Below are 20954 nucleotides of genomic sequence, written 5' to 3'. Positions count from 1 at the left end.
CCTGAGTGACGCTAACAGTGCCGGGTCGGTGCCTTACGGCAATGCGGACGAATCGTGAGTCCGCCCACGGGTCTATCCATTCTGCTTGCCGCTGTGTCTGCCGACTGATGGCCTCTTCTGTTCTTGGGGCCGTCGGCTCGCTCAGGCGCCTCTATAGTGCGGCAATGGGGCCCGACGAATCTTCTGAGAAGTCACTCGATGCCGGACGCATGGGCAAAGCCGCGGAGCTGCTCGTCGCTGCCACCTGCATCCTGCAGTCCCGCGCAAAACTCAACGTGTCGACGTCGATCATCGACGACGAGGGCGTCGACCTGGTCTTTCACCTGCGCGAACACACCGCCACTCTGGCCGTCCAAGTCAAAGCGCGAATGTCGGATGGCGCAGTAGTTTAACGGGGGCGTTTCCAGGCCCACGTCCGCGACTCGTCCTTCTACCCTCGCAGCGACCTGGACATGCTGTTCGTCTACGTGAACGTGACGCGGGGCTCGATCGAGCAGTCATGGATGGTGCCGAGCCCCGTCTTCGAAGCGAACACCACTGTGAACGCACGGGGTCGGCGCGTCTTCTCGACGTCGATGTCCGCCGAGAGTGGCGACAAGTGGTCGAAGTACAGGCTCGCGGAAGGCGGGTTGGCTCCCCGGGTGGTGCAGCGTCTGAAGTCAGGCGACCTATGATCGCCCGGTGGCGATTCCGGCGACGGCGGGACAGGCGGTAGAGCGCATGGGTCTTCCGTCAGCTAATGCAGCCGATATTCTGAGGCTATGACGAGCACCGCCCCGACTCCCGAATCGCTCGCCGTGCGTGAGCTCATCGAGGCGCGTCGAGACGAGTTCCGAGCCCTCCTTGCCAAGTACGCTGCGACGAATCCGATGCTGTTCGGATCAGTCGCCCGTGGTACTGCGAACGGCGGGAGCGACGTGGACATCCTGGTCGATATGGACCCAGCCGACGGCAACCTCCTCATGCGAGCCTCCGGCTTATTGGAGGAAGTTCGTACGCTCTTCGGTCGCGAGGACATCGACATCTTCCCCGAGCAGTTGCTCAAGCGACCGATAGCTGAAACGGCGCTCGCCGACGCCGTAGCGCTATGAGTCGCGATTCCGGTCGGCGTATCGACGACATTCTGAACGCTATCGATCGATGCCAGCAGTACGTCCGCAGGCTGGACGACGACGCTGACGACCTCGTCCTCATGGCTGAGGACGCCATCGAACGGAACCTGCAGATAATCGGCGAGGCTGCGAATCACCTTCCACAACACGTAAGAGATGCACACCCGGAGATCGGCTGGCCGCAGATCCGTGGCTTCCGCAATATCCTGGTACATCGATACTTCGGGGTAGAACCGGAAGTTGTCCGCGACGTTGTGGTCACCTACCTCCCTCCTCTCGCCGCTGCCCTGAAGACGCACACACGCGGTTCGAATCAAGACGGCGCTCAGGGGTAAGAACGACCAACTGCTTCGTCGCCCGCGTCATCGCCACGTAGTGGTCGACTGCACCGGTGACGCCCGAGCCGAACGAACCCGGGTCGACAAGGACCACCAGGTCGAATTCGAGGCCCTTGGCCTGCTCGGCCCGCAGCGAGCGGACGCGGTCGGAACCGCTGAAGTCGGGGACGGTAGCGCCGGTCGCACAGATGATGCCGACCGTGCCCTCGGAGTGGGTGGCGAGCCACCCGTCGATCACGTGCTGGAGCTCGTCGATGCGGTCGTACTGGACGGGGATCCCGCTGCGGCGCACAGACTCGGGCACGTTGGCGTCGGGCCGCACCGACCGGATCACCGGAGCGGCGGCCTCCATGACCTCGGCGGGGGTGCGGTAATTGATGCTCAAGTGCACGGAAGTGATGCGGGCGGGGGAGAGGCCGATGCGTTCCAGTCGCTCGGGCCAGGATTCGTCGAAGTCGCGGCGGGACTGCGCGCAATCGCCGACCACCGTGAGGCTGCCCGAGGGGCAGCGGCGCAGGATCATCCGCCACTCGGCATCGGTGAGTTCTTGCGCCTCGTCGACGATGATGTGCCCAAACGGTCCTACGAGGCGGGCCGCGCTAGTAGTCGGTTCGTCGTCGGGTGACGTATCGAGCAGAGCCTCCTGCAGGTCGGCGTGGCGGAGCATGGGGGAGACGCCCTCGGGGTCGTCGTCGGCGGCGATGAGGTCGTCGATCACCAGCTGGCGCCTCGCGAGTTCTGTGGATCGCTCGGCCCGGCGACGCTGAGCCCTGCGCGCCCTGTCGGAGTTGCCCAGCCGGTGGTGGGCCGCGTCCAAGAGCGGCAGGTCCGCATTGGTCCATGTGTCGGGCACGGGTCGGTGAAGGAGTTGCAGCTGCTCGGGGGTCAGCCACGGTGCGCACAGGCGCAGGTACGCCGGGACGGTCCACAGGTCCCCGACAAGATCGGTGGCGTTGATCATCGGCCATGCCCGGTACAGGGCACGGTGCAGGTCCGGGTGTGCTGCGAGCTCTGCGCGGAGGATGTCCGCCGGCACGCCACCGCCTGCACTGTTATGGAGGGCCCGGTCAACGAGGATCTCGGCGAGCGTTTCGCGGATCTGCGGGTGAGCTTCGTTGTGTGGTGTGCCGTCCTCCACGGAGGCGAATGCCTCGGCCCAGTCGGCCGGCGTCAGGCGCAGGTCCAGCCACTCGGTCTGCATCACCATCGACTGCTCGGGCGGCTGCTCGTAGAAGCGCACCGCGGCCTCGATCGTCTCGACCATGCGGAGCTCTGACTTCAGTCGGGCGACCTCGGGATCGGGTTCGTCGGGCAGTCCGCCGGGCGGTGCCGCGATCGTCCCGCCGAGCGCGGCGACGCCGAGATCGGCCACGGTCGCCGTCTGCACGCTGTGCTCACCGAGGGAGGGGAGTACATCCGCCACGTAGTCCAGATACGGCCGGTGCGGCCCGACGAGGAGCAGGTTGCCGCGCCGCAGCCCGGTACGCGACTGTTCGTGGAGCAGGTAGGCCGCCCGGTGCAGGGCCACGACGGTCTTGCCGGTGCCGGGTCCGCCGTCCACGATGAGGGCTCCCCGGGAGTCCGCGCGGATGATGGCGTCCTGATCGGCCTGGATCGTGGTGAGCACATCCCGCATTCGGCCGGTCCGCGCCTCGGACAAGCTCGAGACGAACGCCGAGAGGTCGTCGGGGCTGACGTGAGCGAAGACCTCGTCGTCGTCGCCAAAAACCTCATCCCAGTAGTCCACGATGTGCCCGCCCGACCACCGGTACCGACGGCGATACGTCACGCCCCTCGGATCGGCGAGCGTCGCGGCGAAGAACGGCTCGGCGGCCGGGGCGCGCCAGTCCACGAGGAGGGGAGTGCCGGCCGCATCGGTGAGGCCGATGCGGCCCACGTACACCGGCGCGGACCCGGTCTGGTGGTGGTCGGGGTGGTGCGAGTCGGGGGCGGCGGGGTCTGACATGGCCACGGCGTAGTGGCCGATGCACACGTCCAGCCCGAACCGGCGCAGCGTGGCGAGCTCGGCGACCAGGCGGCGGATGTCGGCGTCGCGCTCGATGGTCTGGGCGCCCCGGCCGGCCGGGTCGCGGCGGCGGGCGTCCAGACGGGCGGACAGTAACACGACCTTCTGGTCGAGGGCGCGGGAGACGGCGGCGAGGTGGCGCTCGTCGGCGGCGATGTGCGCCGGGTCAGCCTTGTGGGCGAGGTGATCGGGGAGGGCGAAGATGCCGGGTGCCTCGGGGGACATGGCGACAGTGTGCGCCCCCACCGGGGTCTTGCCGCAAGGCCCCCTACCAGCTATAACTTGAGAAGGGGAGGCAATCAGAGTCCACGTTCGGGACTGGCGTGAGTGGATACTTCGGGGTCAGCTCTGAGTTTGGCTGAATCCTGCCCGCAAGTCGTGAGCGATGTCGGAGACATCGAGGTGGGAATCGCTTGCGCGGATCACCAGATCGTAGGCCGCGTCATCGCCGGCCACCCATATCGCCCCGAGGTTTCGGAAGTAGATCAGTTCGACAGCGATCCACGCACATCGCTTGTTGCCGTCGACAAGCGAGTGATTGCGGCAGAATGAGTCCAGAATCGATGCGGCCTTGTCGTGGATGCTTGGATACTGTTCGGCCCCGAACAGGGTCGTTCGGGGCCGTTCGACCGAACTCTGCAGAAGCCCCATGTCACGCACCTCAGGATGCTCAGGGTAGATCGCCGCGTAGGTCCGGAAAATGTCGATGATCTCAGGCGTCCAGATCACTGACATTCCCGAGACGGTCCAGTAGCGGCTTGCTGTTTCTGGCGATATGGGCGATGGCGTCATCCATAGAGCGCAGGCCCTGCTCGTCAAGCCCGCGCTTGATCTGTTCGGTGACGAAGCCGCTGACCTGCCCGGAGGGGACGGCTTCTGCAAGTCGACGGTCCACATCGTCAGGGATACTGATGAGTCGCTTCGCCACAATTGCCTCCTTAGACGAATATACAGAGTATATACGTGGTGGGGTTGTGGGCAAGGCGCTCTTACGCGCCAGCCTCATGGGCGCCATGTCGGAGGCCACTCCTAGACTGTCGGCACCGAGGAACCCCGACCCGAGTACCGCAGACCCGAGGAGAACGCGTGGACTACGCCCAGATCGAGGCGCTGCGCGAGCGGCACCCCGCCTGGCGGATGCTGCGCGCCACCCACGCGCCGCTGCTGCTGTCGTTCCTCGGGCGCTTCTTCGTGGACGAGGGGCGAGGCGCGAGCCCGGAGGGGCAACTCATCGACGCTCTGGACGACCAGCTCTACCAGCTCAACGCGGACGATCCGGACCATCCGCGGTTCCCGCGATCGGCTTCCGACTACCTCGCCGAATGGGCGGCGCCCGAGTCCGGTTTCCTGCGCCGCTTCTACCCGCTGGGCACCGACGAAATCCACTACGACGCCACCCCGGCGCTGGAGAAGGCCTACGCGTGGGTCCAGAGTCTGGCGGAGCGGTCCTTCGTCGGAACCGAATCGCGGCTGCAGACCGCAGTCGAGTTACTCCGGCAGATCGCTCAGGGCACCGAGGCCGACCCGGCGGTGCGGCTGGACGAGCTGGAGCGGCGCAAGCGGGAGATCGAGCGGGAGATCGAACAGATCAACCAGGACCCGGAGGCCGGACTGCTCGACATGACGGCCGTGCGCGATCGCTACCAACAGTTCGCCTCCACCGCCCGCGAGCTGCTCGCCGACTTCCGCGAGGTCGAGGAAAACTTCCGCGCGCTCGACCGGTCCGCCCGCGAACGCATCGCCACCTGGGAGGGGAGCAAAGGTGAGCTGCTGGCGGAGCTCGTCAGCGGGCGCAGCCGCATCGACTCCTCCGACCAGGGCCGCAGCTTCCAAGCGTTCTACGACCTGCTGCTGTCGGGGTCCAGTCAGGAGGAACTGTCCACGCTCCTCGAGCGGCTCACCTCGATCGAGGAGCTGGGGGCGGATCGCCGCATCCGCACCGTGCACCACAGCTGGGCCGAGGCCGCCGAACGCACCCAGCTGACGGTGCGGCAGATCTCCGAGCAACTCCGCCGGTTCACCGACGACCAGATCTGGCTGGAGAACCGTCGCGTCCTGGACCTGGTCCGCGAGATCGAGGGCACCGCGCTGCGTCTGCGTGACGGCGCCTCACCCGGCTTCGGGCTGGAGCTGGAGGAGACGAGCGTCGAGATCTCCCTGCCCACCGAACGACCCCTGCACAGTGTGCGGCCCGCCGCCGAGGTGGATAGCCTCCTGCCGCCGGCGGAGCAGGAGGACGTGGACACTTCCGTGCTGACCGACCAGGTGATCGTCGATCCCGCCAGGCTCGCCGCCCGACTGCGCTCCCTCATCCCGGCGCGCGGCACGGCACTGCTCGAGGACATCATCGATATGTACCCGGTCGAGCACGGCGCCGCGGAACTCGTCGGCTACCTGGCGTTGGATCATGACGAGCTCGAGGTGACCACCGACGAGCGTGAGGAGACGGTGATCGAGTACGACGAGGCCGGACGAACGATGCGGGCGCGCATGCCGCGGGTGGAGGTGAAGCGCCGGTGACACCGGAGGAACGCGCGATCGCGACCAGCGCCATCCGACTCATGCAGGGAGTCGTCTACCAGGAATCCGACGCGTGGGGTGACCTCCTGCGTCACCGGGGCGCCGTGCGCGACCACTTCGCCGTAGTGGGACTGGACGTCGTTATTGACGACGACGAGGGCTACGCCTACCTACGCACCGCAGAGACTCCCGACGGCGAGGAGGCGCTCCCACGCGTGATCAGACGCCGGGCGCTGACCTACTCCGACAGCCTCCTGTTGGTGCTGCTGCGCAAGAGGCTCGTAGAGTTCGAGTCGGCGGGCGGCCAAGGCCAGTTGGTGCTCACCCACGAGGAGATCGTGGAGATGGTCCAGCTCTTCCTGGCCCGCAGCACAGACGAGGCCCGCACGCTCAAACAGGTCGAGACCTCCATCAACCGGCTGGTCACCATGGGTTTCCTCCGCCAACTCCGGGGACGCAAGGACACCTGGGAGGTGCGCAGGATCCTCAAGGCCTACGTGGACGCCGAGACCCTGTCCGACTTCTCGGCCAAGCTCGCCGAGTACGCCGACGCGGTTGCCGGAAATGGGGAGGACGGCGATGAGTGATGGCCTGTTCTCCGCCGTCGCGCTCGAGACGAGCGGACGCCCCGGCTTCCGGCTGGCCCGGCTCGAGGTACTCAACTGGGGGACCTTCGACTCCCGGGTCTGGCAGTTGGATCCGGGCGGCGAGACCCTGCTGCTGACCGGAGACATCGGCAGCGGCAAATCCACGCTTGTCGACGCGGTGAGCACCCTCATGCTCCCGTCGCATCGGATCGACTACAACAAGGCCGCCGGCGCCGCGCGCAAGGAGCGCACCCTCCGGTCGTACGTCGAGGGCCATCACAAGACCGAGCGGAACGAGGCCACCGGCAGTGTCCGCCCGGTGGCGCTGCGGGACCGGCGTTCGTACTCGGTGATCCTCGGCGTCTTCGTCAACGAGGGATACAGCGACGAGGTGACCCTCGCCCAGGTGTTCCAGCAGCAGGACACCACGGGCCAGCCGTGGCGTCGCTTTGTCACCGCCAACAGGGCCCTGTCGATCGAGGCCGACTTCGCCGACTTCGGGTCGGACCTGAATGTCCTGCTCAAGCGGTTGCGCTCGGGCGGGGCGACGGTGGAGAAGGACTTCCCGACCTACGGGCGCACCATGCGCCGCCTGTTGGGGATCCGCTCCGAGCAGGCGATGGAACTGTTCCACCAGACCATCTCCATGAAGGCCGTCGGCGACCTCAACGACTTCGTCCGCACCCACATGCTCGAGCCGGCCGATGCGTCCGAGCGCATCGAGGGAATCATCCGGCACTTCGAGGACCTCACCCGCGCCTACGACGCCGTCCAGCGGGCCCGGGCACAGCTCGAGGCGCTGGAACCGCTGGTCCGGTCGATAAACAAGTACGACGCCGCCCTCGAACGCCGGGGGAGTCTCCACGAGGAACGCGTGGCGATCCGGCCGTACTTCGCCGAGCTACGGATAGAGCTGCGGCAGGCCGAGATCGACCGGATCGGCGTGGACGTCGAGGCCGCGACCGCCCGACTGGAGCAGATGCGGGCAGAGGCTGCGGACCTTGTCGCCGAGCGGGATCAGCTCGTCACCGCCCGCGCGGAGGCGGGCGGCAACCGCGTCGGGGAGCTGGAACGGGAGGCCCGGCAGGCGGGGGAGCACGCCGACGACCGGCTCCGCCGGCGGGAGCTGTTCGACGACGCCGTCGCCGGGGCAGGGCTGGACCCGGTCGGCGACGCCACCGGGTTCGCCGACCTCGCCGCCCACGTCACCCGTCGACGGTCGGAGCTCGAGGCCGAGGCCGCCGAGCTCAAGAGCCGGTACGACGCGTTGGTGCTGGACCACGGGGAGCAGAAGAAGCAGCTGCGTGAGGTGCAGGAGGAGCTGGACAGTCTCGCCGGCCGTCGGAGCAACCTGCCGGCCGAGCAGTTGCAGCTCCGCGCCGACCTGTGCGCGGAGCTCGGTGTGGACCAGGCGGACCTGCCGTTCGCGGGCGAGCTGCTCGACGTAGCCGAGGAGTACACGGAGTGGCGCGGCGCTGCCGAGCGCGTGCTGCGCGGATTCGCCGTCTCCCTGCTGGTGCCTCAGCGGCACTACGCCGATGTCGCCCGGTGGGTCAACGATCGTCGTCTGACCGCCCGGCGCTCCGACGGGCGCACGGTGGGTGTCCGCCTGCAGTACGAGCGGGTCCCGGACAGACACGTCTCGCTGCAGCGCCCGCAGATCGAGGGTCTGTTGCTGGCGGACACCATCGAGATCGCCGACACGCCCCTACGCGGGTACCTGTACAAGGAGTTGTTCGCCCGCGCGGACCACCGCTGCGCGGACACCCTGGAGGAGTTCCGGGCCGCAGAGCGCGCGGTGACCCGCGAGGGGCAGGTCCGGTCCCGCGACCGGCACGTCAAGGACGACCGGCAGTCGGCGACCGACCCGCGGGGCTGGGTGCTGGGCTGGCGCAACGAGCAGAAGGTCGCCGCTTTGCAGGAGCGTCGCGCGCAGCTCGACTCCGCGGTAGCCGAGCTGGGCACCCGACTCGAGGCCGCGTCCCGCGACCAGAAAGAGGCGGGTGCACGGCACACCGCGCTCGCGCGCCTGGCCGACTACCCGTCGTGGCGGGATCTGGACTGGGAGGAGGCCCGGGCCCGCGCCGAGGCCGCCGACGCAGAACGACGCCGCCTGGTCGAGGGCAGCAGCGAGCTCGCCGAGATCGATCGACGGCTCGCGGACGTCGACGAGCGGGTCCGCGTCCTGGGGGTCGACGAACGAGCGCTGGCAGACAAACACAGTCGGTGGCAGAGCCGCATCGAGCACGAGACCGAACAGATGCAGAACGACCAGCGCGGTCTCGACGAGCTGGACGAGGCGATCCGTGAGGCGGCCCGGGCCGTATACCCGCGCCTGCGCGACCGGCAGGGCCGCGCCGGGTCGGTCAAGGCGATGGCGACGAGCGCGGACGAGGCCCACCGGCAGGAGCGGGCGTTGTCCGACGCGATCGACTCCGAGACCGACCGCACCCAGCGTGAGCTCAACGGCTATACCACCAGCATCCAGCAGGCCATGGCCGAGATCCGGCGGCGGTGGCCCGAGCAGACCACCGAGATGGACGCCTCGGTTGACGCACGCGACGAGTACGTGCGGTTCCACGACCGTGTGGCCGGCGACGACCTGCCACGGTTCGTGGACGAGTTCGAGGACCAGCTGCGCAAGAACACCATCCGCGAGCTCGCCGGCTTCCACAACTGGCTCCTGCGCCAGGCCGACGAGATCGGCCAGAAGGTCGAGAAGATCAACGAGGCGCTCGGAGCGATCGACTTCAATCCCGGGAGGTACATCCGGCTGGACCGCGAGAACACGGTCAACCAGGACGTCCGGCAGTTCCGCGCGGACCTGCGGGCCGTCACCGACGACGCGCTCGGCGGTGGAGACGACCAGTACTCCGAACGGCGCTACCAGGACGTGCGCGCGATCCTCGAGCGCCTCCGCGGTCGCGAGGGGCACAGCGAGACCGACCGGACCTGGCGGTCCCGCGTGACCGACGTGCGCAACTGGTACACCTTCTCCGCCTCCGAGCGGGGCCGCGAGACCGACGAGGAGTGGGAGCACTACCGCGACTCGGACGGCAAATCGGGTGGACAGAAGGAGAAGCTCGCCTACACGATCCTGGCCGCCTCGCTCGCGTACCAGTTCGGGCTGGAGTGGGGCGCGGACAAGGCCCGCGACTTCCGGTTCGCGGTGATCGACGAGGCGTTCGGCCGCGGCTCGGATGCCTCCACCCGCTACGCCCTCGAGCTGTTCGCCAAACTCGGTATCCAGTTGCTCATCGTGACGCCGCTGCAGAAGGTGCACGTGATCGCGCCGTACGTCCGGTCCATCGGCTACGTGGACAATGTCGAGGGGCGGTACTCGCGGCTGGTCATGATGTCCACCGAGGAGTACCACCGGCAGAGCAGCGGTAACTGATGGCCGCTGCGACGCGCAGGTGGGCCACACCGGAGACCGTCCGCGACAAGGTGCGGCGCCGCTGGGACGACGGCACCCTGCTCCGGACGTTGGCCGAGGACCAACCAGTGGCGCCCATCGAGGTCCCACTCGCTGGACCCCGGGCCTCCGAGATCGGAGACCGACTCGGCGAGATCCAGGACTGGATCGGGGCGCTCGAGGCAGGCAGCCGCGGCGGTGCGCGCTACGAACTGCGGTACAAGACGATCGGCGGCCGGGCGGTCGGGCGCAACCAGATCCCGACGCATGCCGTGGTGTCCCGGCTGGCGCAGGCCTGGGACCTGCTGGGCGTCCGCGCGCAGGTAGTTGCTTTCGAGCAGATGATGCTTTCGGCCCCAGACCAGCGCGTACGTGAGTGGGTGCTCGCGAGGCCGGTCCCCGCGCTCGGCCACCACGCGGAGTGGTCCCAGCTCCTGACGGCCTACCGGTGGCTCGATGCCGCGCGGGGGAGCGGGAAGTACCTGCGGCAGATCGACGCCCCGGGCGTGGACACCAAGTTCGTGGAGGCCCGCAGGTCGGTGCTCGCCGACCTGCTCGGCGTCTCGCGTCAGGCCGGGCCGTTCCTGACCGACCTCGGGCTGCGCACCAAACCGGAGCACGTGCGGATCCGCCTCGCCGCGTCCATCGCCCCGATCCCTGTCTCGGAGCTGAGCGTGCGGGTGGGCGAGCTCGACGACCTCGACGTGCGATTCACTACAGCCGTCGTGGTGGAGAATGAGATCACCTACCTCACGCTTCCCGTGCCCGCCGACGGGGTGGTGATCTGGGGCAAGGGCTTCGACGTGGCGCGTCTCGGGCGGTGGGCGGCACTGCAGGAGGCGGAGGTGCACTACTGGGGCGACCTCGACACGCACGGTTTCGCGATCCTGCACCGGCTGCGGACCCACCTCCCGCACACCAGGTCCTTCCTGATGGACTCGGAGACCCTGCACGCCCATCGCGACCGGTGGGGACGGGAAAGCTCCCCGACCAACGCCACACTCGATCTGCTGACCGCCGGTGAGGCCGCCGTCTACGACGACCTCGTCTCCGATCGCTTCGGCGAGCAGGTCCGCCTGGAACAGGAGCGAGTCAACTGGGCCTGGACGCTGGATCGGCTGCCCTACGACTGGTCCTGAGCGTAGGGCGCCTCCACCGCGTCACACCCCGGGCGCGCGGGCCTCGACGACCCAGGTTCCGGCGCCCAGACGGACCTCGCCGTCGGTGACATGTTCACCCAGCGCGGCCGCGGCCGCAGCGACAGCGGAGTCGCGGGCATCGGGGTTGGCGGCCATCGCCATCATGGCCTGGGGGTTCTGTTCCAGCGCCTGCCGGGCGAGTTGTTCGAGGCGGTCGGCGGGGCCGAGGGTGACCTCGTCGGGGCCGGGGTTCACCTCGACAGACTCGAAGCCGGCGGTCTCCAGGACACTGCGCACGCGGTCCGGGTCGGCGAACGAGAACGGTCCCGGCGCGCCCGGCGGAGGCACGGGGGCACCGCCGAGCCGGGCCAACGCGGCGCCGGTGGGGACCGTGATGAACGGGTTCGCGGCGGGCGCGGCAAAGCAGACGAACGCGAGCCGGCCGCCCGGTTCGAGGGCCGCCCGGACGGCGGAGAACGCCACCTCGGGGCGGTCGAAGAACATCACGCCCATCCGCGAGAACGCGGCGTCGAACAGGCCGGGCAACGGCTCGCTCTCCACGTCGAGGGCGAGGAACTCGACGTTCTCCGCGCCCGTCTCGTCCACCAGGCGAGCCTGCGCGCACTCGGTCATCGGTCGCGACACGTCCACGCCGACCACCGACCCGTCCGGGCGCACTCGGCGTCCGATTTCCAACGTCGTTGTCCCGGTCCCGCACCCGATGTCCAGCACCCGCTGCGGTGGGCCGAGGTCCAGGCGGTCGAGGGCCGCGCGACCGAGCGGCTCGAGAATCGTGTCGTACGCGAGCGCATTGCGCACCCACGACTGCCCGACGGGACCACTCCAGAGGTCGGCCTGCGATGCACTCATGATGAGCTCCAATGCCTCGACTCCCATCGTAGAACCGAGGCAGGGAGACCGGAACCCTGAAGGCAGCGGCACCACACTCACAGGGCACGCGACTCTCCACAGGCTGCCCTGCCGGGGACCGTCGCGCGGGCGAGGACGCCGCCGACGGGTGTGACGCTGTCGGCCATGCACATCGCCACACCACTGACCGGCACCCGCTACGGCACGGTGCTCCGCCAAGCCCTCGCCCTCGTTCGCGCCGGGGACTACCGCGCTCGCCGAATCACTCTGACGGGAGCGCCCGGGGTCTTCGCCGACAGGACCGCGATCGTCACTCCCCATCGCGACAACTCCGGCAAGTTCGATGCCGACGATTTCGCGGCCCAGCTCTACGCGCTTGCCCACGGCATCCCCTCCGACACGGCCACCTACACCGACGGCTACTTCGTCAGCGGGGGACGGATGTACTCGGCCCGGGCCGAGGCGTATGAGATCGACTGGCCGTGACTGTTCGGCGGCGGAACTGAGACACTGGGTGCGGCCCGGTTCGCGGGCAACTTGCCCCCGCGCGTCATTCCTCCCCACGGTCGAGTGCGCGCCCGTCCGAAGGACTCACGTGTCTTCTCTTCTCCCTCACCCGGACCGCCCGTGACCACTGTCAGCTGGCGCGAGAAGGGCGAGGACCGCGCCGCCGGGTGGCGCTCGGAGAACGGCGCGGCGCCGCCGCGGGACATCGTGGTGATCCACGACGACATCGCCGCGGACAAGGCGCTTCGGATGATCCGGCGGGGCACCGGGCTGCTGTGGCGGGGCGACTTCCACAACGCCCGCCAACTCATGCGGGCCATTGACCGGCGTCTGAAGAAGCGCGAGGCCCGGGCGCCGCAGAGCTCCGAGCCCGGGGAGGTGTTCCTGGCCAACCGGAAGGCACGCGCGCAGCGGGCGGAGACGCTGGGAAAGGTCCTCATCCCACTGGAGCAGGACTACTCGGTTCGGCTGCGCCGGGCGCCCGACGTGAGCGACGCCTGCACCCATGCCTACGGGCCGCCGACCCACAACGGCAACGACTCGACCGGTCGGGACACGCTGGTCTCGCTGCCCGAGCTCCTCGGCGTCATCAGCGCCTACGAGTGGCACCTGGGCGGCAGCGAGGTGGCCGCGTTGGGGGCTCGGATCCATCCCGCCTACGGCGTGTTCGCCCCCACCCGAGACGAGTACATCGACCTGGTCGCCGACGCCCCCTGGCCGCAGGGCGTCGAGGATGCGATCGTGTGGGACATCGGCACCGGAACCGGCGTGCTCGCGGCCGTCCTGGCCCGGCGCGGGGCCCGGCAGGTCGTGGCGTCCGACATCAACCCGCGCGCTGTGCAGTGCGCGCGCGACAACGTGGGTCGGCTGGGGTGGGCCGACCGGGTGGACGTGGTGGAGGCCGATCTGTGGCCTTATGGGGACGACGACGAGGTGGGCGACTCCCGGCGGGCCGACGTGGTGGTGTGCAACCCGCCGTGGATTCCCGGTCATCCGACCTCGGCACTGGAGCAGGGGATCTACGACCCGGGCTCGGACGTGCTGGGCCGCTTCCTGGACGGGCTCGCGCAGCACCTCACGCCGCGGGGCGAAGGGTGGCTGATCCTGTCCGACCTCGCCGAGCAGCTCGGGCTGCGCAGCCGCGACGAATTCCTGCAGCGCATTACCGACGCCGGGCTGACCGTGATCGGCACTCACGAGACGACGCCCCGACACTCGCGCGCATCTGACACTGACGATCCACTCCACGCGGCGCGCTCACAGGAGCGCACGATCCTGTGGCGGCTGGGGGCGAGGCGGGACACGTAGAAGCGAATCACCTAGTAGCGAAACACCTCACGGGGGCGGCGCCCACCGAACGCCCAGACCAGCGCGTGCACCGCGAGTAACGGGGCGATGAGCACCACCGCGCCCCAGCCCGTGGTGGCGACGGGCACCCAGTCGTCCCACGACGCGCGCATGGCGGCGAGGAAGTCGCCGCGCTCGGGATCGGTCTGTTCGGGTGCGCCGTGCCCGGGGGCGGCGAGCTCGGGGTCGTCGTGTGGAGAGCCCGCCCACAGCCCTTCAATGTCAGAGCTGCCCGCCGCCAGTGGGAAGTCGGTGGGCCGAGCGGACTGCGAGGCGGAGTGCATGACAGGGGTTCGTCACCCAGGGGTGCCCGGATGGCCGGTTCGGCCGAGCGAGCAGTCGGCGGGTCTCCGGCGGCAGTGGAGCACCTCGTCGTCGTCGCACTTACCCCGCCACCACGGCGATTCCGGAACGTAGGCTGGCGGCGCCCGCACCCCACCCGAGGCCGAGGATGCCATGGACAGCATGACGGACAGGTCGGCTCCCGCCGCTGGCGGCGGACATCCCACCGAGGGCGAGCGCGCACCCCAGCTCCCACCCGGGCCCCGGCTACCCAGGCCAGTCCAGGGGGTGGGCTTCGGGATCGCCCGGCGGGAGACTCTCCGACTTCTGCACCAGCGGTACGGCACCGCGTTCACCGTGCACCTCCCCATCTACGGGCGCGCGGTGGTGATCTCGGACCCCGCGCTCGCCAAGGAGCTGTTCACCGCCCCGCAGGAGTCGCTGACCAACGTCGACCCCAACCTGGGCCGGGTCCTGGGGGAGAACTCGATGTTCGCGCTCGAGGGCGCCGACCACCGCCGGCGCCGGAAACTGCTCACGCCGCCACTGCACGGCAGACGCATCAAGGCCTACGAGGCGATCGTCGAGGAGGAGACCCGTCGCGAGCTCGACTCGTGGGTCGCCGGTCGACCGTTCGCCTCCATGCCCTCGATGACCCGCATCACGTTGGACGTCATCCTCCGGACCGTGTTCGGCGCCCGGGACGACGAGCTCGACACCCTGCGCCGCGTCATCCCGCCCATGGTCGAGGCAGGCTCGGCGGTGGTGATCACCCCGGAGCTGCCGGCACGGCTCGGCACGGTGGGCCCGCGCGCCCGGTTCGCCCGATACAAGACGGTGTACGACGAGGCGATCGGCGCCCTCATCACCCGGGGGCGCCGCGACGACCGGCTCGACGAGCGCGACGACATCCTCGCGATGATGCTGCAGAGCACCTACGACGACGGATCGTCCATGACGGATGACGAGATCCGCGACGAGCTCACCGCACTCCTCGTGGCCGGGCACGAGACCACGGCGACGACACTCGCCTGGGCGCTGGAGCGGCTCAGCCGCACCCCCGCGGTGCTACGCGAGCTGGTCGCCGAGGTCGATGCCGGGGGAACCGACTACCGCAGCGCCACGATCCTCGAGGTCCAGCGCAGCCGGCCGGTGATCGATCTCGCCGGACGCAACGTGCAGGTCCCGCACCTCGACCTGGGCCCGTGGCGGATCCCACGCGGGTACAACGTGCTGGTCGCGATCTCGCTACTGCACGACGACAGCACGCACTTCGCCGAACCCGAACGCTTCGACCCGACCCGCTTCCTCGGCACCACGCCACCGCCGGCGTGGCTGCCGTTCGGCGGCGGGACCCGGCGGTGCATCGGGGCGGCGTTCGCGGCCATGGAGATGGATGTCGTGTTGCGCACCGTGCTGAGCATGTACGAGATCGTCCCCACGACCGAGCCTGACGAGAAATGGCATTCGCGGGGGGTCGCGTTCGCACCCCGTCGCGGCGGGCGGATCACCGTCCGGCGTCGGTGACGCTAGTCGGACGGCGCCGGTGAGGCGGCGGCGTCCCGGGGATTGGCCTCCGGGGCCCTCGACTTCTGCCACGGCCACCGGCCCGAGATCTCCAGCTCCAACGACCAACTGAGGAAGGTCCTGATCACGACGATCGCCGCCAACACCGCCACGCTCTCCAGCGTCGGGGTCACCGCGACCGTCTTGATAATGTCCGCCGCCACCAGGATCTCCAGCCCCAACAGGATCGACCGACCGAGGAACCGGCGGAAGTGCCGGTAGGTGTCCGGCTGCCGGCTGAGCAGGCGCCACCCCGCGATGACCGTGGCCGCCACGATGCCGATGACGATCGCCGCCACCCCGAGCGCATCGATCACCTCGCCGACCGCCTCGATGTACTCCTTGGAAGGCACCCTGGACTCCTCTCACCCGGATCCGCACCGGGGCGACCCGGACGGCGTTGTCCGACGAGCCTAGGGGGACCCCCGCCGTGCGCCCGGGCGTTCGCCGATCTCGTAACCAGTTGCACTGAGACGGGTCTTGGGTACGTTTGTGGCCCACCGCCCTGGATTGATCGGCCCACGCAGATCGAACCCGCGCCTACTCGAGGAGGCACCGCACTTGCAGACGCCTACCGCAGAATCGACCACCGGAGCCACGGACCTTCGTCCGAACCCGACCCACGACCCCAACGAGCACCTGCGCGATCCCGACAAGGGATACGTCGCACTGCTGGGCTGGGTACCCAACGCCATCGACGCGCTCGACAAGTTCGACCGCCGCTACGTCGTGGTGGCACCGCCCTGGGCCGAGGAATACTGCAGTCAGCACCAGATCCCGTACGTCCCGTGGGACTTCGAGCGGCTCAACGACCGGTCCATGGAGATCGCCGAGACGCTGCAGGACATGGGCGTCGACGTGGCGATCCCGCTGTTCGAGGAGACCGTCGAGTGGGCGGGCGCCATCAACTCGATGCTGCTCGACAACCCCACCCTGTACGGGCAGTCGCTGCTGCTGCGGGACAAGGCGCTGATGAAGCGGCGCGCCCAGCTCGGCGGGATCCGCGTGGGCATCTTCGAGGAGGCGCACGAGCGGGACGACGTGATCCGGTTCCTCAAGCGCGTCAACCAGACCCTGCTCAAGCTCGACGGCGACCCCAACGACCCGATCCACCTCAAGGCCTTCGACAAGGCCGGGTGCCTCGGCCACCGCGTCATCCGCACGCCCGACGAGGTCGACACGATCCCCGAGGAGGAGTTCCCCGTCCTCATGGAGTCCCACCTCGACGGCTGGGAGTTCGCCGTGGAGGCCTGGGTGCACAACGGGAAGATCGTGTTCCTCAACATCTCCGAGTACGTCACGCTCGGCTACTCGGTGTTCGTGCCGGCCTCGCCAGAGCTGGAGAAGTACCGCCCGGAGATCACCCGGCAGATCGAGAAGCTCATCAAGACCTTCGACATCAAGTTCGGGTTCGTCCACCCCGAGTACTTCGTCACCAGCGACGGCGAGATGTACTTCGGCGAGGTCGCCTACCGGCCGCCGGGGTTCAAGGTCTTCGAACTGCTCGAGCGGACCTACGGGTTCAACGCCTACCAGGGCCTGGTGCTGGCGTTCGACCCCAAGACCACCGAGGACGAGATCGCGGCGTTCTTCCCGCGCGAGGTGGTCGACGCGAAGGGGCACGCCGGGTGCTTCGGCGTCTACCCGCGGCGACGGGTCGTCTCCACGCTCGAGATCCCGGAAGCCACAGAGGACCACGAGTACTTCGAGTCCCACGAGCTCACCGCACCGGTCGAGGAGACGGTTACCAAGCGCACCGCCTTCGGCACCCACTGGGGCCTGGTCTACTTCTTCGGCGACGACGCCTACGAGATGCGATCGGTCCTGCGCAACCAGGAGGACCTCGACTTCTACGTGTGACGCCTCGGCCGGGACCTGCCCGCGGGTACGGTACCGGCGGGCGGACGTGGAACGACCTGGGATGACCAGGCACGGCCTGGGACGGCCTGGGACGGCCTGGCACGACGCGGCACGACTCAGCGGCGAGAGACGGAGAGTGGATCGAAGTGGGAAACGACGAGCCCGGCGCGACGCGGGTCCTGGACAAACGGGTCGCCTCCCTGGCCGACGCGATCAGGGGGCTCGCCGAGGCCGGTGACGTGACCAAGTCGTCGCGTCTGCGGCGCGTGCTGGACGGGGCCCGGTTGGTGCTGCTCCAGGACGGGGGAGCCGGGGCCGTGCAGGCGATGGCCCGGGAGCTCGAGGCCGCCGGGATCTTCGAGGGCACCGACTGGGACTCGCCGGCGGCGCTGATCCCGGCCCTGAGCGTCGGCACGCTCCGCAGCTCCGACTCCGACAAGGTCGTCACCGAGATCGTCAGCGACCTGCGGCTGACGGCCGTGGCGCAGGGTCAGTACGAGCACCCCGAGGTGACGGCAGAGCAGGCGCGCCAGCACCTCGCCGAGGTGCTCGCCAACAACGCCTCACTGCTGTTCACCGTGGCCACCGAGGCCGAGCGCACGCAACAGGGCCGGATGGCGACCGTCACCCGCGCGGCCCTGGCGCACATCGCCTCGGAGATCGGCCTCGACGGCGTGCTCGACCAACTGGTCGAGGAGATCTGGCGCATCCTGCGCCAACGCCCCATCCAGGTGGACCAGATCAAGCAGACCATCACCCAGATCTCGATCGCCCGTCAGGACCCGCAGCTGGGCACCAGCGGCGGCGGCGTGGGCATCGACCGGCTCATCAGCAGCATCTACGGCACCACAGAGGCCAGCCGCGAGGACCCCGGCGTGGACGTCTACCTCTCCCGACTGGAGTCCATGGACGAGGGGACCCTGCAGTACGAGGCGGCCGGGTTCGCGCGGTCAATGCACGACACCGGCCTGGTGTCGCCGTACCACCCGGTGCTCGTGCGGTTCCTGCGGGAGAAGGGCAGCTTCCTGCTGAGCGAGGCGCTCGGGCTGTCCAGCACGGGCCGGGAGAGCCTGCTGTGCTTCCACGGTCTGGTCGACGCCCTGATCGACGCGGCCGTGCACCCCGAGACCGCGCAGTCCGTCTACGGGTTGGCGTTGCTGCTCGAGCGGGGGATCCTCTTCCAGCCGCCCGCGGCCCCCGCGCTGTGGCGGCTGCTGGCACTGCCGCTGTCCGGCTACGCGGCCGAGCGGCTCGCCCTCTCGTGCGGCCCCGCCCACGAGGGGCGCGTCTGGCTTCTCGCCGGGACGCTGTCGATGCTCGGTCAGCCGCTGGGCGTGGGGCAGGGCGACAACCCCACCTGCCAGTCCGCCCGGGCGCTGTCGATGTGGGCGTACAACGACCCCGACTACCTGCTGCAGATCATCGCGTGGGCGGCGCGCGACAACGAGGTGGTCATGCACTTCGAGGGCCGGCCGATCTCCTCCCGCGAACTCGACGCGGGCCTGGCCACCACGCTGCCGGTGGACCTCGACCCCGTGTCGCTGCTCGTGGTGCCGCACCTGGACCGGATCTACGCCGAGATGGGCCGCCTGTGCTCGGACCGCCCGGGCGACCCCCACCGGTGGGTCAACCCCGAGTTCCACGGCTGGTGGTCCGCCCGCGGCTTCAGCATCAACGTGGACGTCGAGTCCGGCAGGCTGACCGGGGTCGAGGACTTCCTGCGGCACTTCTACGGCAGCTACCACCCGTTCCACAACGGCAACCAGCCGCTCATCCACCCGCAGCCCGCCGGCGTCGCCGTCACCGATTCCTCCGCGCGGTTCGTCGGGTGGCACGCCATCACCATCCTGCGGGTCGCGCTGGACCCGGACGAGACCATGCGCGTCTACTTCTTCAACCCCAACAACGACAGCGGGCAGGACTGGGGCAACGGCGTGGTGGTGAGCACCGCCGGCAACGGCGAGCGTTTCGGTGAGTCGTCGCTGCCGTTCGAGGAGTTCGCCTCGCGGCTGTACATCTTCCACTTCGACGCCCTCGAGCCCGGCGAGACCGAGACCGTCTCCGCGGAGGAGATCGCCCGGGTGACCGGGCTGATCCACGGCAGTTGGGGCGCCGACCGACTACCGGAGATCTGAGGACTGCCGCGGCGCGAGGCGAGAGCGGCGTGAGGCGGCCCGACGCCGGGGTGCCGAGTGGATGCGCTGCGGGAATGGTCCAATCCGCGCACACAACTGCCGACAAGGTGTGCAGAGAGGACGCACAGGCCTGAGAGTGGGCGTGAGGGAGAGCATGCGCGCGAGCATGGAGTGGATGGAGCGGCACCAGGTGTCGCTCTACCTGGCGGGGCTCGTCCTGGGCGGCCTCGTCGGGTTGCTCGCGCCCGCGGTGGCCGGCCCGGCGGAGCTCGCGATCCAGCCCGTGCTCGCGCTGCTGCTGTACGCGACGTTCCTCGGCATCCCGTTCGCGCGCATCGGCGGGGCGTTCCGTGACGGGCGCTTCCTGGGCACGATCCTCGCGGTCAACTTTCTGCTGGTGCCGCCGATCGTCTGGCTGCTGACGCGGATCGTCGCCCACGACCGGGTGCTCCTGGTGGGCGTGTTGTTCGTCCTGCTGACCCCGTGTATCGACTACGTCCTCGTGTTTGCCGGCCTCGCCGGGGCCGACGTGCACCGACTCCTGGCCGCGACCCCGCTGCTCATGCTCGTGCAGATGGTGCTGCTGCCGCTGTACCTGTGGCTGTTCATCGGACCCGGGTTCGTCGATGCCGTGGAGTTCGACCCGTTCGTGCGGGCGTTCGTCCTGCTCATCGCGCTGCCCCTCGCTGGCGCGGCGCTGACGCAGTTCGTCGCCGGCCGCGGTGGGCCCGCCCGGGCCGGCCGCGTCAGCCGAGTCGGTCAGGCGGCGGAGCAGGGCGCGGCCGCGGCGATGGTCCCGCTCATGGTCGCCACGCTCGCGCTCGTGGTCGCCTCCCAGATCAGCGCGGTCAGCGAGCGGCTCGGCGCGCTGATGCAGGTGGTCCCGGTGTACGTGGCGTTCGTCATGGTCATGGTGCCGGTGGGCATGGCGGCCGGGCGGCTGGCGGGCCTCGATGTGCCGGGCAGGCGGGCGATCGCGTTCAGTGGCGCGACCCGAAATTCCCTGGTCGTCCTCCCGCTGGTCCTGGCACTGCCCTCGGCGTTCGATCTGGCGGCCCTCGTCGTCGTCACCCAGACCCTCGTCGAGCTCGTCGCCATGGTCGTCCTCGTCCGGCTCGTCCCGCGACTCATCCCCGAGGTAACGCCGGTCACTTGACGGGCGTCGGGCGCGTGGTTCCGGTAGCTTCATAGGGTTCCCGTGCGCGACTCCGCCGGCGCCGGATTCTGCTCTCTGCTCACACCGCAATCCC

20 protein-coding genes are annotated in these 20954 nt (G+C 69.2%); 14 read left to right on the top strand and 6 right to left on the bottom strand.

The window, feature by feature from the left end; genetic code table 11:
* Positions 1–164: 164 nt before the first annotated feature.
* From G6R20_RS18480 to G6R20_RS08045, 4 genes are all read left to right on the top strand, one after another.
* Positions 165–392, top strand: a complete 228-nt coding sequence (locus G6R20_RS18480) for a hypothetical protein (protein ID WP_205475764.1) — start codon at positions 165–167, stop codon at positions 390–392.
* A gap of 60 nt (positions 393–452) precedes the next feature.
* On the top strand, positions 453–674 hold the full coding sequence (locus G6R20_RS18475) for a hypothetical protein (RefSeq protein WP_205475763.1): 222 nt from the start codon (positions 453–455) through the stop codon (positions 672–674).
* Positions 675–761: 87 nt separating this feature from the next.
* Entirely contained in the window at positions 762–1091 is a 330-nt protein-coding gene (locus G6R20_RS08050; protein WP_069390077.1) for a nucleotidyltransferase domain-containing protein, read from the top strand.
* Positions 1088–1447 carry a HepT-like ribonuclease domain-containing protein gene (locus tag G6R20_RS08045; RefSeq protein ID WP_083249809.1) on the top strand — a complete coding sequence of 120 codons (360 nt, stop codon included), beginning with the start codon at positions 1088–1090 and terminating at the stop codon, positions 1445–1447. Before G6R20_RS08050 ends, G6R20_RS08045 begins: the two co-directional genes overlap by 4 nt.
* Here the strand turns inward: G6R20_RS08045 and helR are convergent.
* The 3 genes from helR to G6R20_RS08030 form a co-directional block, all read right to left on the bottom strand.
* A complete protein-coding gene (helR, locus tag G6R20_RS08040) occupies positions 1371–3701 on the bottom strand; it encodes an RNA polymerase recycling motor ATPase HelR (protein ID WP_163376021.1) in 2331 nt (776 codons plus the stop codon). The genes G6R20_RS08045 and helR overlap by 77 nt on opposite strands.
* Positions 3702–3818: 117 nt before the next feature.
* Positions 3819–4211, bottom strand: a complete 393-nt coding sequence (locus G6R20_RS08035; protein ID WP_069390079.1) for a Fic family protein — start codon at positions 4209–4211, stop codon at positions 3819–3821.
* Positions 4189–4404 (bottom strand): hypothetical protein, encoded by a 216-nt coding sequence (locus G6R20_RS08030; protein WP_096905139.1) that lies wholly within the window; start codon positions 4402–4404, stop codon positions 4189–4191. Before G6R20_RS08030 ends, G6R20_RS08035 begins: the two co-directional genes overlap by 23 nt.
* A 158-nt stretch (positions 4405–4562) precedes the next feature.
* Between G6R20_RS08030 and G6R20_RS08025 the strand changes: the two genes are divergently transcribed.
* From G6R20_RS08025 to G6R20_RS08010, 4 genes are read left to right on the top strand one after another with little or no spacing between them, the layout of a single operon-like run.
* Entirely contained in the window at positions 4563–5996 is a 1434-nt protein-coding gene (locus G6R20_RS08025; protein WP_163376020.1) for a DUF3375 domain-containing protein, read from the top strand.
* Complete coding sequence (locus G6R20_RS08020) at positions 5993–6583, top strand: DUF4194 domain-containing protein (protein ID WP_240341324.1); 591 nt, start codon at positions 5993–5995, stop codon at positions 6581–6583. The genes G6R20_RS08025 and G6R20_RS08020 overlap by 4 nt, the downstream gene beginning before the upstream one ends.
* Entirely contained in the window at positions 6576–9980 is a 3405-nt protein-coding gene (locus tag G6R20_RS08015; protein WP_163376019.1) for an SbcC/MukB-like Walker B domain-containing protein, read from the top strand. The genes G6R20_RS08020 and G6R20_RS08015 overlap by 8 nt, the downstream gene beginning before the upstream one ends.
* Positions 9980–11137 carry a Wadjet anti-phage system protein JetD domain-containing protein gene (locus tag G6R20_RS08010; RefSeq protein ID WP_132063371.1) on the top strand — a complete coding sequence of 386 codons (1158 nt, stop codon included), beginning with the start codon at positions 9980–9982 and terminating at the stop codon, positions 11135–11137. Before G6R20_RS08015 ends, G6R20_RS08010 begins: the two co-directional genes overlap by 1 nt.
* A 21-nt stretch (positions 11138–11158) precedes the next feature.
* Here the strand turns inward: G6R20_RS08010 and G6R20_RS08005 are convergent, their stop codons facing one another.
* A complete protein-coding gene (locus G6R20_RS08005; protein WP_163376018.1) occupies positions 11159–12007 on the bottom strand; it encodes a class I SAM-dependent methyltransferase in 849 nt (282 codons plus the stop codon).
* Between the two features lie 150 nt (positions 12008–12157).
* Between G6R20_RS08005 and G6R20_RS08000 the strand changes: the two genes are divergently transcribed.
* Complete coding sequence (locus G6R20_RS08000; protein WP_163376017.1) at positions 12158–12493, top strand: hypothetical protein; 336 nt, start codon at positions 12158–12160, stop codon at positions 12491–12493.
* Between the two features lie 141 nt (positions 12494–12634).
* On the top strand, positions 12635–13822 hold the full coding sequence (locus tag G6R20_RS07995; protein ID WP_163376016.1) for a class I SAM-dependent methyltransferase: 1188 nt from the start codon (positions 12635–12637) through the stop codon (positions 13820–13822).
* A gap of 11 nt (positions 13823–13833) precedes the next feature.
* Here the strand turns inward: G6R20_RS07995 and G6R20_RS07990 are convergent, their stop codons facing one another.
* A complete protein-coding gene (locus G6R20_RS07990; protein WP_163376015.1) occupies positions 13834–14145 on the bottom strand; it encodes a hypothetical protein in 312 nt (103 codons plus the stop codon).
* 172 nt (positions 14146–14317) lie between these two features.
* Between G6R20_RS07990 and G6R20_RS07985 the strand changes: the two genes are divergently transcribed.
* Positions 14318–15670, top strand: coding sequence for a cytochrome P450 (locus G6R20_RS07985; RefSeq protein WP_163376014.1), 1353 nt, complete (start codon positions 14318–14320; stop codon positions 15668–15670).
* A gap of 2 nt (positions 15671–15672) precedes the next feature.
* On the opposite strand, the gene G6R20_RS07980 is transcribed toward G6R20_RS07985, so the two are convergent.
* On the bottom strand, positions 15673–16062 hold the full coding sequence (locus tag G6R20_RS07980; RefSeq protein ID WP_163376013.1) for a DUF1622 domain-containing protein: 390 nt from the start codon (positions 16060–16062) through the stop codon (positions 15673–15675).
* A gap of 208 nt (positions 16063–16270) precedes the next feature.
* Here G6R20_RS07980 and G6R20_RS07975 point away from each other — a divergent pair, with 208 nt between their 5' ends.
* The 3 genes from G6R20_RS07975 (at position 16271) to G6R20_RS07965 (ending at position 20860) form a co-directional block, all read left to right on the top strand.
* A complete protein-coding gene (locus tag G6R20_RS07975) occupies positions 16271–17569 on the top strand; it encodes an ATP-grasp domain-containing protein (RefSeq protein ID WP_240341323.1) in 1299 nt (432 codons plus the stop codon).
* Positions 17570–17715: 146 nt separating this feature from the next.
* Positions 17716–19704: a hypothetical protein gene (locus tag G6R20_RS07970; RefSeq protein WP_240341322.1), complete on the top strand. Its 1989-nt coding sequence runs from the start codon at positions 17716–17718 to the stop codon at positions 19702–19704.
* A gap of 154 nt (positions 19705–19858) precedes the next feature.
* Positions 19859–20860: an arsenic resistance protein gene (locus G6R20_RS07965; RefSeq protein ID WP_163376012.1), complete on the top strand. Its 1002-nt coding sequence runs from the start codon at positions 19859–19861 to the stop codon at positions 20858–20860.
* The last annotated feature ends 94 nt before the right edge of the window (positions 20861–20954 follow it).

Source organism: Dietzia sp. Alg238-R159 (genome assembly GCF_900537145.1).
GTDB lineage: Bacteria > Actinomycetota > Actinomycetes > Mycobacteriales > Mycobacteriaceae > Dietzia > Dietzia kunjamensis.
Note: the sequence above shows the minus strand (reverse complement) of the source record. Positions and strands in the feature narration are given on the sequence as shown.

Excerpts from the sequence above, each read along its gene's own strand:
- G6R20_RS08035 (WP_069390079.1), bottom strand. The coding sequence starts at position 4,211 with ATGTCAGTGATCTGGACGCCTGAGATCATCGACATTTTCCGGACCTAC.
- helR (WP_163376021.1), bottom strand. The coding sequence starts at position 3,701 with ATGTCCCCCGAGGCACCCGGCATCTTCGCCCTCCCCGATCACCTCGCC.
- G6R20_RS08015 (WP_163376019.1), top strand. The coding sequence starts at position 6,576 with ATGAGTGATGGCCTGTTCTCCGCCGTCGCGCTCGAGACGAGCGGACGC.
- G6R20_RS18480 (WP_205475764.1), top strand. The coding sequence starts at position 165 with ATGGGGCCCGACGAATCTTCTGAGAAGTCACTCGATGCCGGACGCATG.
- G6R20_RS07965 (WP_163376012.1), top strand. The coding sequence starts at position 19,859 with ATGCGCGCGAGCATGGAGTGGATGGAGCGGCACCAGGTGTCGCTCTAC.
- G6R20_RS08045 (WP_083249809.1), top strand. The coding sequence starts at position 1,088 with ATGAGTCGCGATTCCGGTCGGCGTATCGACGACATTCTGAACGCTATC.
- G6R20_RS18475 (WP_205475763.1), top strand. The coding sequence starts at position 453 with ATGCTGTTCGTCTACGTGAACGTGACGCGGGGCTCGATCGAGCAGTCA.
- G6R20_RS08010 (WP_132063371.1), top strand. The coding sequence starts at position 9,980 with ATGGCCGCTGCGACGCGCAGGTGGGCCACACCGGAGACCGTCCGCGAC.
- G6R20_RS07990 (WP_163376015.1), bottom strand. The coding sequence starts at position 14,145 with ATGCACTCCGCCTCGCAGTCCGCTCGGCCCACCGACTTCCCACTGGCG.
- G6R20_RS08005 (WP_163376018.1), bottom strand. The coding sequence starts at position 12,007 with ATGAGTGCATCGCAGGCCGACCTCTGGAGTGGTCCCGTCGGGCAGTCG.
- G6R20_RS08050 (WP_069390077.1), top strand. The coding sequence starts at position 762 with ATGACGAGCACCGCCCCGACTCCCGAATCGCTCGCCGTGCGTGAGCTC.
- G6R20_RS07985 (WP_163376014.1), top strand. The coding sequence starts at position 14,318 with ATGGACAGCATGACGGACAGGTCGGCTCCCGCCGCTGGCGGCGGACAT.